Source organism: Actinomadura kijaniata NBRC 14229 (genome assembly GCF_001552175.1).
Taxonomy (GTDB): domain Bacteria; phylum Actinomycetota; class Actinomycetes; order Streptosporangiales; family Streptosporangiaceae; genus Spirillospora; species Spirillospora kijaniata.
The window spans coordinates 1-12319 of record NZ_BCQR01000246.1 but is presented as its reverse complement, the minus strand read 5'-3'; the positions used below and the strand labels follow the sequence as shown (position 1 = coordinate 12319).

The window sequence follows — 12319 nt, the reverse complement described above, 5'->3', positions numbered from 1 at the left end:
GGCGGGCCCGGCCGGTCTTCCGGCGGCCGGGACCCGCCGCATTGCACGAGGGTGTTACTTGAGGATCTTGGTGACGCGACCGGCGCCGACGGTCCGGCCACCCTCACGGATGGCGAACTTCAGGCCCTCCTCCATGGCGACGGGCTGGATCAGCTCGACGCGCATCTCGGTGTTGTCGCCCGGCATGACCATCTCGACACCTTCGGGAAGGTGCACCACGCCGGTGACGTCCGTGGTCCGGAAGTAGAACTGCGGACGGTAGTTGTTGAAGAACGGGGTGTGGCGGCCACCCTCGTCCTTGGACAGGATGTAGACCTGCGCCTCGAACTCGGTGTGCGGGGTGTTGGTGCCCGGCTTGATGACACACTGGCCGCGCTCGACGTCCTCGCGCTTGATGCCGCGCAGCAGCAGACCGACGTTGTCACCGGCCTGACCCTGGTCCAGCAGCTTGCGGAACATCTCGACACCGGTGACGGTGGTCTTCGAGTGCTCCTCGCGGATGCCGATGATCTCGACTTCCTCGTTGACGTTCACGACACCGCGCTCGATGCGGCCGGTCACCACGGTGCCGCGGCCGGTGATCGAGAAGACGTCCTCGATCGGCATCAGGAACGGCTTGTCGGTGTCACGCTGCGGCTCGGGGACGTTCTCGTCGACCGCGTTCATCAGCTCGAGGATGGACTCGGCCCACTTCTCGTCACCCTGCAGGGCCTGGAAGGCGGACACGCGCACGACCGGGACGTCGTCGCCCGGGAACTCGTACTCGGACAGCAGCTCGCGGACCTCGAGCTCGACGAGCTCCAGGATCTCCTCGTCGTCCACCATGTCGCACTTGTTCAGCGCGACGACGATGTAGGGAACGCCGACCTGGCGGGCCAGGAGGACGTGCTCCTTGGTCTGCGGCATCGGGCCGTCGGTCGCGGCGACCACCAGGATCGCGCCGTCCATCTGGGCGGCACCGGTGATCATGTTCTTGATGTAGTCGGCGTGACCGGGGCAGTCGACGTGGGCGTAGTGGCGCGACTCGGTCTGGTACTCGACGTGCGCGATGGAGATGGTGATACCGCGCTCGCGCTCCTCCGGCGCCTTGTCGATGTCCTCGAACGGCGTGAAGGGGTTGATGTCCGGGTACTTGTCGTGCAGCACCTTGGTGATCGCCGCGGTAAGGGTGGTCTTACCGTGGTCGATGTGACCGATGGTGCCGATGTTCACGTGCGGCTTGGTCCGCTCGAACTTGGCCTTCGCCACTGTTGCTCCTTGTTGCGATCCTCGGCCGACTGGCGGCCGCTTCGATGTGCTGCCTGGTGATCTGTGACAGGCCGGGTACTTACTCGCCCCGCGCCTTGGAGATGATCTCCTGCGCGACGTTGTTGGGAACCTCGGCGTAGGAGTCGAACTGCATGGTGAAAACAGCCCGGCCCTGGGTCTTGCTGCGCAGATCACCCACGTAGCCGAACATCTCGGACAGGGGGACGAGAGCCTTGACGACCCGCATGCCGGCGCGCTCGTCCATCTGCTGGACCTGACCGCGGCGGCTGTTGATGTCTCCGATCACGTCGCCCATGTTCTCCTCGGGCGTGGTGACCTCGACCGCCATCATGGGCTCGAGGATGGTCGCCCCGGCCCTGCGGGCGGCCTCCTTGAACGCCATGGAACCGGCGACCTTGAACGCCATTTCCGAGGAGTCCACCTCGTGGTAGGCACCGTCCTGAAGGGTGACCTTCACGCCCACCATGGGGTAGCCGGCGAGAACACCGAACTCGGCGGCCTCCTGGCATCCCGCGTCCACCGAAGGGATGTACTCCCGCGGGATGCGGCCACCGGTGACCTTGTTCTCGAACTCGTAACCATCGTTCCCCTCGCCCAGCGGCTCGAGGTCGATGATCACGCGGCCGAACTGGCCGGAGCCACCCGTCTGCTTCTTGTGGGTGTACTCGACCTTCTCGACCTTCTTGGTGATGGTCTCGCGGTAGGCCACCTGCGGCTTGCCGACGTTGGCGTCGACCTTGAACTCGCGCTTCATCCGGTCGACGAGGATCTCCAGGTGGAGCTCGCCCATACCGGAGATCACGGTCTGGCCGGTCTCCTCGTCGGTGCGCACCTGGAAGGAGGGGTCCTCCTCGGCCAGGCGCTGGATCGCGGTGCCCAGCTTCTGCTGGTCGGCCTTGGTCTTCGGCTCGATCGCGACGTGGATCACCGGCGCCGGGAAGTTCATCGACTCGAGGACGATGGGGTCCTTCTCGTCGCAGAGGGTCTCACCGGTGGTGGTCTGCTTCAGACCCATGACGGCGACGATGTCGCCGGCGCCCACGCGGTCGATCTCCTCACGCTTGTTGGCGTGCATCCGGTAGATCTTGCCGATCCGCTCCTTGCGCTCCTTGACGGAGTTCATCACGGTCGACCCGGACTCCAGAACGCCGGAGTAGACGCGCACGAAGGTCAGCTTGCCCAGGTGCGGGTCAGAGGCGATCTTGAAGGCCAGCGCGGAGAACGGCTCGTCCTCGCTCGGCTTGCGGACGAGCGCCTTCTCCTCGTCGCGGACGGCGTGGCCCTCGATGGCCTCGACGTCCAGCGGCGACGGCAGGTAACGCACGATCGCGTCCAGCAGGGGCTGCACGCCCTTGTTCTTGAACGCGGTGCCGCACAGCACCGGAGTCAGGTTGCCGGCGATGGTGGCGCGACGGACCGCCGGGTAGATCTGCTCGATGGTGGGCTCGCCGCCCTCCAGGTAGATCTCCATGATCTCGTCGTCGCCCTCGGCGAGCGTCTCGATCAGGTTGTCGCGACCCTCGCGGGCGGCCTCGACGTGCGTGTCGGGGATGTCGACGATGTCGTACATCTCACCGAGCTTGGCCTCTTCGTTCCAGACCAGGGCCTTCATGCGGACCAGGTCGATGACGCCCTTGAAGTCGGCCTCGGCACCGATCGGCAGCTGCATGACCAGCGGGGTGGCCTGCAGACGGTCCTTGATCATGTCGACGCAGCGGTGGAACTCCGCGCCGACACGGTCCAGCTTGTTGACGAAGCAGATGCGCGGCACGTTGTACCGGTCGGCCTGGCGCCACACGGTCTCGGACTGCGGCTCGACACCGGCCACACCGTCGAACACCGCGACGGCACCGTCCAGGACGCGCAGCGAGCGCTCCACCTCGACCGTGAAGTCGACGTGGCCCGGAGTGTCGATGATGTTGATGGTGTGCTTGACGTCCTCGACCGGCCAGGTGCAGGTGGTGGCCGCGGAGGTGATGGTGATACCCCGCTCCTGCTCCTGTTCCATCCAGTCCATGGTGGCCGCGCCGTCGTGGACCTCGCCGATCTTGTAGCTCATCCCGGTGTAGTACAGGATGCGCTCGGTCGTCGTGGTCTTGCCCGCGTCGATGTGGGCCATGATGCCGATGTTGCGGACCTTGCTCAGGTCTACACCGGTTTTGGTAGCCACTGTGTCCTCGCGTCGTCTCGTCGTAAGTCAGGAACCGCCGGGTTACCAGCGGTAGTGGGCGAAAGCCTTGTTGGACTCCGCCATCTTGTGCGTGTCCTCGCGCTTCTTAACGGACGCACCGAGGCCGTTGGAGGCGTCGAGCAGCTCGTTCATCAGACGCTCGGTCATGGTCTTCTCGCGACGCTGCCGGGCGTAGAGCACCAGCCAGCGCAGCGCGAGGGTGGTGGAGCGGGCCGGACGCACCTCGACCGGGACCTGGTAGGTCGCGCCACCGACACGGCGGCTGCGGACCTCCAGGGTCGGCTTGACGTTGTCCAGCGCGCGCTTCAGGGTGACGACCGGGTCGTTGCCGGTCTTCTCCCGGCACCCCTCCAGGGCGTCGTACACGATGGACTGCGCGATGGAGCGCTTGCCGTCCAGGAGCACCTTGTTGATCAGCGCGGTGACCAGCGGCGAGTTGTACACCGGGTCAGCGATGAGCTGGCGCTTGCCAGCCGGGCCCTTGCGCGGCATTACTTCTCCTTCTTCGCGCCGTAGCGGCTGCGCGCCTGCTTGCGGTTCCGCACACCCTGGGTGTCGAGCGAACCCCGGATGATCTTGTACCGAACGCCCGGGAGGTCCTTCACACGGCCGCCGCGCACGAGCACGATCGAGTGCTCCTGCAGGTTGTGCCCGACGCCGGGGATGTAGGCCGTGACCTCGATCCCGCTGGTCAGCCGGACACGAGCGACCTTGCGAAGCGCGGAGTTCGGCTTCTTGGGCGTCGTCGTGTAGACGCGCGTGCAGACACCCCGGCGCTGGGGGCTGCCCTTGAGCGCCGGCGTCTTGTTCTTGGTCACCTTGTCCTGGCGGCCCTTTCGGACCAGCTGCTGGATCGTGGGCACCGCGTCTCCGTCTTCCTCGTACCGAGCCGGTAAGTCTTGTTCTGCCTGGGCCTCACGGCGTGAGACCCGTCATCACCACCTCGTCTGAGGCTGTGACCTGCCGGTTTCCCGACCTCTCCGACCCACGCGGTCGGGCGTGTCGTCCTGTCGTGGACCTGACACGGACCGCCCGGCCCATGCAGGGCCGAATCAAGCCGGGGAGTAAGTTGCGGCGCCGGGCGTGGCCGTCAAATCGGCGTCCTGCCCACGCGCACGCAGAGCGGCCCGCATACTGCGGGCACGAGTAGAAAGGTTACCGACCGTCGCGCGAAAGGTCAAAGCGGAGCGTGCACTATCGCGTCGGGGCCCTCCGGCGCAAGCCGACGGGGCCCTGGCGAACCATCTTCCCGCCACTCCCAACGGCCGGACGCCGACGGATGTTCCCGTCCGGAGACCGGAGAACCCGTCGGCGTCCCGTGATCACGCCCCGCCGGGCGGAAGGTCTTTCGTTCCTTCGCTAGCCGAACGCCAGGAAGGCCACGACCAGGATCACCACGAGCGCGACGACCGCGGCGACGATCATGATGAGCTTCTTGTTGCCCTTGCCGCCGGACTCGCCGCCCTGGGCCGCGTTCTCGTACCCGGGGTAGGACTGCTGCTGGCCGTACTGCTGCTGGCCGAAGCCCTGCTGCTGACCGTACTGGTCCTGCTGGCCGTACTGCGCCTGCGGGGGCTGGCCCTCGCCCTGGCCGTACTGCTGCTGCGCGCCCCACTGCTGCTGTTGCTGCTGCTGGTCAGGCTGCCCGTAGGGCTGCTGGCCGTACTGCTGCTGGCCGAACCCCTGCTGCTGGCCGTACTGGTCCTGCTGGCCGAAGCCCTGCTGCCCGTACTGCGCCTGCGGGGGCTGCCCCTCGCCCTGGCCGTACTGCTGCTGCGCGCCCCACTGCTGCTGGCCCACGTCCATGCGGGTCTGGTCACCGAGGCCCTGCCCCTGCGCCTGACCGCCCGGCTGGTGCGCCGACGGGTCGAACGCCTGCGTGGGCCGGGCGTCCTCGCCCTGCTGCTCGGGCGCGCCGAACGGCGAGGGCTCGTCGCCCATCGGCGGCGGGGCGGGCTGGGCGCCGAAGCCCGACTCGGGCGGCGGGACCATCATGGTGCGCTCGTTGTCGCCACCCTGCTGGCCCTGCTGCGCCTGCTGGCCCTGCTGCTGGTGGTCGGCGTGCTCGCGCGCGGGACCGGAGGCGACGGGGATGTCGGTCCCCGGCGACCAGTGCCGCGTGGCCTCGTCGTCCACCACGGGCCGGGGCCGCTCGGGCTCCGCGCCCGGCCCCGGAACGATCATCGTGCGCTCGTCGGACCCCTGCTGCGGCCCGCCCTCCGGCTGCGGCGCGTGCTGCTGGTGCTGGCCGGGCGGCTGCTGGAACGCGGGCGGGAACTGGTCCTGCTGCGGCGGCTGCTGCTGCCCGTAGCCCTGGCCGTAGGGGTCGGGCTGCCCGTAGCCCTGCTGGGCGTAGGGCTGCTGCGGGTACTGCGACTGCTCCGGCTGCCCGTAGGCGGGCTGCTGGCCATACTGCTCGGGCTGCTGACCGTACTGCTCGTGCGGCTGCCCGGGCTGCTGGCCGTACTGCTGCCCGTACTGTTCGTGCGGCTGCCCGTAGGCGGGCGGCTGGGCGAAGTCCTGCTGCGGCTGCTGCGGAGGCTGCGCGAACGGCGACTGCTCCGGCTGCGGCGGCGCGAACTGCTCGGCCGGCGGCGCGGGCGGCTGGTCCTGCTGCCCGGCGTACGGCGTCGGCTCGACGCGCGTCGCGGGCGGCGGCGCCTGGTGCTCCTGCTGCCCGCCGTAGGGGTCGTGCTGCGCGGGAGGCTGCTGCTGGCCGCCGGGCTGCTGCTGGCCCGGGTGCTGCGGCGGGGCGGGCGGCTGCTGGGCGCCGCCCAGCTGCGGCGCGCCGAACACCACGGTCCGGTCACCGGCCGGCCGCACCGGCCGGCCCGGCTGGTCCTGCTGCTCCGGCGCCGGACCCTCGGTGGCCTGTTCCTTGTCGTCGGGCTGCGGCCACTGCGGTCCCTGCGTGCCGTCGTGCTCGGTCATCGTCGGGCTCCTTCAGCGCCGTCGCCCCGGGCGTCCGCCCCGGGTCGTGCCTGTCTCTGCGCCCGGGGACGCGTGGCGCGTAACGCCGTCCCCAAGCCCTGTCACCGGTCTCCTCACCTGACGGACGCGACCGCCCGGCGGTTCCACCGGTCTACCAGCCTGCCCCGATAGCCGGTGGTATCGCAAATCACCACCCTGCCGGTACCGGAGCGGCCGACTCGCCCCATGATCTCGATCTTCTCCGTCCGGGTCCACCTTCCGCCCCACAAATCCTTGCTCTCCCCATGACGAACGCCACGTCCCGTTCCGGCCCCGGAACGCCGAAGGGCCCCGCCGCGTCTCCGCCGGTCACGTGTGAGCGGTCGCACCGACCGCGATGACCTGGATGTCGTCCTTGTGCTCCTGGACGGTTCGGCAGGGCCATGGGCGCTTCCCCAGTGGGGAGCGCACGCGAACCACGTGCACGCTGGCGCAGGTCTTGGGCATCGCTGTCGAGAAGACCGCGGTCCTGCCCAGCGACACCTGCGATCCCCGGCATCCCCTCCCCCTCGGCCACCGCCGTGGCTCTCCGCGCCCGCCCGGGGAGGTCGGCTGGTTGGCACCAGGAGACTCCACTCTGGTGCTCCAGGCCATGCGGACGCCGGCCGGTCTCTTCCTCGACCTCCCGCGAGGCGGTCCGTCGATTGCGCGGGGCGACCCGGTACCGCCACGACACCAAACCGCTCCATGCCCGGCGGCTCGACGTCGACCAGCCCCGGCCGTGACCGCCGGCGCGCGGTCAGCGCGGGATGGCGTCCACGAGACGCCCCCACTCGGGGTAGGCGGCGACCTTCTCCAGGTGCAGTTCCATGATCCGCCGGCCCAGCCCGGGATCCGGGTCGTCGGACATCCGCCCCGGAGACAGCCGGGCGAGATGCGGAAGGATGTCCGGGTCGCTGGCGAGATGCACCGGGTCGTGCATGTAGCGCTCCAGCGCGTCCAGGTCCTCGATGCCCACGCAGTAACCGTGGGTGTAGCCCTCGGCGGGATCGCCGACGTCCTGGCCGACCACCGAGAACGCGACCGACTCGACGCCCGCGGTCCGCCGCATGGCCGCCAGGACCCCGGCCCTGGTCTCCTCGTCGGCATCGGGCTTGAAGCTGAAGCGCAGAATCAGAACGATCACCGGTTCTCCTCGGTCACGGCAACGACTTCCACGACCCTAGGACCGGCGATCGGGACGGCCAATGCGCCAGAGTCCGCTCCTGATAAGCGATCGTCCTCGCACCAGGACGCCTAGAGTCCCGGTGTGGACATGCTGAGCGACGTGATCACCGTGCTGCGCACCGGCTCCCCGCAGTCGGCGCGCGTCGAGCTCCGCGCCCCGTGGTCGCGGCGGTTCCGGCTCTCCCCCGGAACGGCGGGGTTCGAGGTCGTCCTGGAGGGGGCCTACCGGCTCGTCCCGCCCGGCGGCCCGCCGGTGGCGCTCCGCACCGGGGACGTGGTGTTCCTGCCGCACCCCGGCGAGTACGAGGTGACCGGCCACCCTTCCGGGCAGGACGATCCGCGTCCCGCCGACGCCGTGATGCTCTGCGGCGCCTACCTGCTGGACGCCGACCGGGGGCACCCGCTGCTGAACGAGCTGCCCGGCGTCGTCCACGTCCCGGCCCGCCCCGGCCGCCATCCGCGCCTGCGCGCCGCGGTGGAGCTTCTCGGCGCCGAGCTGGAGGACCCCGGACCGGGCGCCGGCGCCATCGTGCCGGCGCTGCTGGACACGCTCCTGCTCTACCTGCTGCGCGCCTGGCTCGAACGGCAGCCGGTGTGCGAGGCCCGCACCGGCTGGGCGGCGGCCCTGGCCGATCCGGCGATCAGTACGGCCCTGAACGCGGTCCACTATGACCCCGCCCACCCCTGGACCGTCCAGGACCTGGCGGCGCGGTCGGGCCTGTCCCGTTCGGCGTTCGCGCGGCGTTTCACCGCCCTGGTCGGGCGGCCGCCGCTGGCCTACCTGACCTGGTGGAGGTTGGCGACGGCCGCCCGGCTGTTGCGCGCGTCCGACGCGCCGCTGAGCGTTGTGGCCGGGCGCGTCGGCTACGGCTCGGAGTACGCGTTCGCCAGCGCCTTCAAGCGCGAGTTCGCGGTCTCCCCGGGCCGCTACCGGGGGGACCGCTGACCTCGCGCCCCGACGGGGCCACCGGCCCGGAAGGGAACCGCGCCCCTGAACGAGGTGCCGAACAGGCGCGGAACGGTGGTCGGCAACGGGACCCGTGCGAACGACAGCCGGACCGCCAAAAGCAAACAGGCCCCTTCCGATGCACTCGGAAGGGGCCTCTGAGCCGCTGATACGGCTGGTGGCCGGGGGCGCACGGCGCGGGCCGCGCGCCCCCTGATCAACCGCCTAGCGGTTGTACTGACCGAAGTCGTACTCCTCCAGCGGCACGGCCTCGCCGGAGCCCTGGCCGAAGGAGTAGTCGGCGCCGTCGTCGTAGGAGCCGACCGAGTACACCGCGGCCTTCGCCTCCTCGGTGGGCTCGACCCGGACGTTGCGGTACTGCGGCATGCCGGTACCGGCCGGGATGAGCTTACCGATGATGACGTTCTCCTTGAGGCCCAGCAGCGGGTCGCTCTTGGCGTGCATGGCCGCCTCGGTGAGGACCCGGGTGGTCTCCTGGAAGGAGGCCGCCGACAGCCAGGACTCGGTCGCCAGCGACGCCTTGGTGATACCCATCAGCACCGGACGGCCGGCCGCGGGCTGGCCGCCCTCGGCGACCACGGCGCGGTTGGTCTCCTCGAAGAGGGGACGCTCGACCAGGTCGCCGGGGAGCAGGTCGGTGTCGCCCGACTCCAGGATGTTCACCCGCTTGAGCATCTGGCGAACGATGATCTCGATGTGCTTGTCGTGGATCGACACACCCTGCGAGCGGTAGACCTCCTGGACCTCGTGGACCAGGTGCAGCTGCACGGCGCGGGGGCCGAGGATGCGCAGGACCTCGTGCGGGTTCTGGGCACCGACGATCAGCTGCTGGCCGACCTCGACGTGCGCGCCCTCGCGGACGCCGTCCGCCAGCCGGGACCGCATCGGGACCTGGTAGGCGATCTCCTCGGAGCCGTCGTCCGGGACGATGACGACCTTGCGGGTCTTCTCCGTCTCGTCGATCTTGACGCGGCCGGCGACCTCGGAGATCGGGGCCACACCCTTGGGGATGCGGGCCTCGAACAGCTCCTGGACACGCGGCAGACCGTGGGTGATGTCACCACCCGCGACACCACCGGTGTGGAAGGTGCGCATGGTCAGCTGCGTACCGGGCTCACCGATGGACTGGGCGGCGATGATGCCGACGGCCTCGCCGACGTCCACGCGCTTGCCGGTGGCCAGCGAGCGGCCGTAGCAGGCGGCGCAGACACCGATCTTGGCCTCGCAGACCAGGGCGCTGCGGGTGCGGACCTTCTCCACCCCGGCCTCGACCAGCCGCGTGATCACCGAGTCGGACAGGTCGGTGCCGCCCGGGAAGATGACCGTGCCGTCGACCTCGACGTCCTCGGCGATGGTGCGGCCCACCAGGCTGGTCTCGCTGGTCGCCAGCTTGACCAGGGTGCCGTCGGACAGGCGCTCGGCCACCTCGAACGGGATGGTGCGGTCGGTGCCGCAGTCCTCCTCGCGCACGATGACGTCCTGCGCGACGTCCACCAGACGACGGGTCAGGTAACCCGAGTCGGCGGTCCGCAGCGCGGTGTCGGCCAGACCCTTGCGGGCGCCGTGCGTCGAGATGAAGTACTCGACGACCGACAGGCCCTCACGGAAGGACGACTTGATCGGACGCGGGATGGTCTCGCCCTTGGGGTTCGACACCAGACCGCGCATACCGGCGATCTGCCGCAGCTGGAGCGGGTTACCGCGGGCGCCCGACTGGATCATCATCCAGATCGGGTTCTCCTTCGGGAACGCCTTCTCCATGTCCATCGCGACGTCCGCGGTGGCCTTGTTCCAGATCTCGATGAGCTCCTGCTTGCGCTCGTCATCGGTGATCAGACCGCGGTTGAACTCGCGCTGCACCTTGTCGGCGCGGGCCTCGTAGGAGGCCATGATCTCGCCCTTGTTCGGCGGGGTCACGACGTCCTCGATCGAGATGGTCACACCGGACCGGGTGGCCCAGTGGAAACCGGCGCTCTTGAGGGCGTCCAGCGCGTTGGCGACCTCGACCTTGGGGTAGGTCTCGGCCAGCTCGTTCACGATCGCCGACAGCTGCTTCTTGCCGATCTCCGCGTCCACGAACGGGAAGTCCGCGGGCAGGGTCTCGTTGAACAGCGCCCGGCCGAGCGTGGTCTCCAGGCGGTACGGCTGGCCCGGCTCGTAGCCCTCGGGCGCCTGCCAGCCGCGCGGCGGCGGGACGTCCTTCAGGCGGAGCTGCACCTTGGCCTGGAGCGTCAGCTCGCCGCGGTCGTAGGCCATGATCGCCTCGGCGATCGAGCCGAACGCGCGGCCCTCGCCGGGAGCGCCCTCCTTCAGCGTGGTCAGCCAGTAGAGGCCGATCACCATGTCCTGGGTGGGCATGGTGACGGGCTTGCCGTCCGACGGCTTCAGGATGTTGTTGGTGGACAGCATCAGGATCCGGGCCTCGGCCTGGGCCTCGGCCGACAGCGGCAGGTGCACCGCCATCTGGTCGCCGTCGAAGTCCGCGTTGAACGCGGTGCAGACCAGCGGGTGGATCTGGATGGCCTTGCCCTCGACCAGCTGCGGCTCGAACGCCTGGATGCCCAGACGGTGCAGCGTGGGCGCGCGGTTGAGCAGCACCGGGTGCTCGGTGATGACCTCTTCCAGCACGTCCCACACGACCGGGCGGGCGCGCTCGACCATGCGCTTGGCGCTCTTGATGTTCTGCGCGTGGTTCAGGTCGACCAGGCGCTTCATCACGAACGGCTTGAACAGCTCCAGCGCCATCTGCTTGGGCAGACCGCACTGGTGCAGCTTCAGCTGCGGGCCGACGACGATGACCGAACGGCCGGAGTAGTCGACGCGCTTGCCCAGCAGGTTCTGGCGGAACCGGCCCTGCTTGCCCTTCAGCATGTCGCTGAGGGACTTCAGGGGGCGGTTGCCCGGACCGGTGACGGGACGGCCGCGACGGCCGTTGTCGAACAGGGCGTCCACGGCCTCCTGAAGCATGCGCTTCTCGTTGTTCACGATGATCTCGGGCGCGCCGAGGTCGAGGAGGCGCTTGAGCCGGTTGTTCCGGTTGATCACGCGGCGGTACAGGTCGTTCAGGTCGGAGGTCGCGAAGCGGCCACCGTCCAGCTGCACCATCGGACGCAGGTCCGGCGGGATCACCGGGATGCAGTCCAGCACCATGCCCAGCGGGCTGTTGCGGGTGTTGAGGAACGCCGAGACGACCTTGAGCCGCTTGAGGGCGCGGGCCTTCTTCTGGCCCTTGCCGGTGCGGATGATCTCGCGGAGCTTCTCGGCCTCGGCGTCGAGGTCGAAGTTCTGGAGCCGGGCCTGGATGGCCGCGGCGCCCATGCCGCCCTCGAAGTACTTGCCGAACCGGTCGCGCATCTCCCGGTACAGCAGCTCGTCGCCCTCCAGGTCCTGGACCTTGAGGTTCTTGAAACGGCTCCAGACCTCGTCGAGCCGGTCGAGCTCGCGCTGCGCGCGGTCGCGCAGCTGCTTCATCTCGCGCTCGGCACCGTCGCGGATCTTGCGCTTCTGGTCGGCCTTGGCCCCGGCCTCCTCCAGCTCGGCCAGGTCGGCCTCCAGCTTCTGCTGGCGCGCCTCGATCTGCGCGTCGCGGGCCTGCTCGATCTGCTGGCGCTCCACGGAGATGTGGGCCTCCAGCGTCGGCAGGTCGCGGTCGCGCCGCTCGGCGTCCACGCTGGTGATCATGTAGGCCGCGAAGTAGATGATCTTTTCGAGATCCTTCGGGGCCAGGTCCAGCAGGTAGCCCAGGCGCGACGGAA

At 69.5% G+C, this 12319-nt stretch carries 8 protein-coding genes; 1 reads left to right on the top strand and 7 read right to left on the bottom strand.

All coding sequences use genetic code 11. The annotated features are described in order from the left end of the window. Positions 1 to 54: 54 nt before the first annotated feature. From tuf to AKI01S_RS45850, 6 genes are all read right to left on the bottom strand, one after another. The gene (gene tuf, locus AKI01S_RS45875; RefSeq protein ID WP_067832650.1) at positions 55 to 1248 is read right to left on the bottom strand and encodes an elongation factor Tu; all 1194 of its coding nucleotides are present in this window, start codon (positions 1246 to 1248) and stop codon (positions 55 to 57) included. Positions 1249 to 1327: 79 nt separating this feature from the next. After that, positions 1328 to 3439, bottom strand: a complete 2112-nt coding sequence (fusA, locus tag AKI01S_RS45870; protein WP_067832647.1) for an elongation factor G — start codon at positions 3437 to 3439, stop codon at positions 1328 to 1330. A gap of 42 nt (positions 3440 to 3481) precedes the next feature. After that, a complete protein-coding gene (gene rpsG, locus AKI01S_RS45865; RefSeq protein WP_067832644.1) occupies positions 3482 to 3952 on the bottom strand; it encodes a 30S ribosomal protein S7 in 471 nt (156 codons plus the stop codon). Next, complete coding sequence (rpsL, locus tag AKI01S_RS45860; protein ID WP_067832642.1) at positions 3952 to 4323, bottom strand: 30S ribosomal protein S12; 372 nt, start codon at positions 4321 to 4323, stop codon at positions 3952 to 3954. The genes rpsG and rpsL overlap by 1 nt, the downstream gene beginning before the upstream one ends. A 496-nt stretch (positions 4324 to 4819) precedes the next feature. Next, positions 4820 to 6391, bottom strand: coding sequence for a hypothetical protein (locus AKI01S_RS52605; protein WP_067832640.1), 1572 nt, complete (start codon positions 6389 to 6391; stop codon positions 4820 to 4822). A 778-nt stretch (positions 6392 to 7169) separates the two neighbouring features. After that, positions 7170 to 7556, bottom strand: coding sequence for a Dabb family protein (locus AKI01S_RS45850; protein ID WP_067832637.1), 387 nt, complete (start codon positions 7554 to 7556; stop codon positions 7170 to 7172). Positions 7557 to 7679: 123 nt separating this feature from the next. Between AKI01S_RS45850 and AKI01S_RS45845 the strand changes: the two genes are divergently transcribed. After that, the gene (locus AKI01S_RS45845) at positions 7680 to 8543 is read left to right on the top strand and encodes an AraC family transcriptional regulator (protein ID WP_067832634.1); all 864 of its coding nucleotides are present in this window, start codon (positions 7680 to 7682) and stop codon (positions 8541 to 8543) included. A 225-nt stretch (positions 8544 to 8768) separates the two neighbouring features. On the opposite strand, the gene AKI01S_RS45840 is transcribed toward AKI01S_RS45845, so the two are convergent. Continuing rightward, positions 8769 to 12319, bottom strand: a 3551-nt coding sequence (locus AKI01S_RS45840) for a DNA-directed RNA polymerase subunit beta' (RefSeq protein ID WP_067832631.1), incomplete at its 5' end; no start/stop codon positions are given.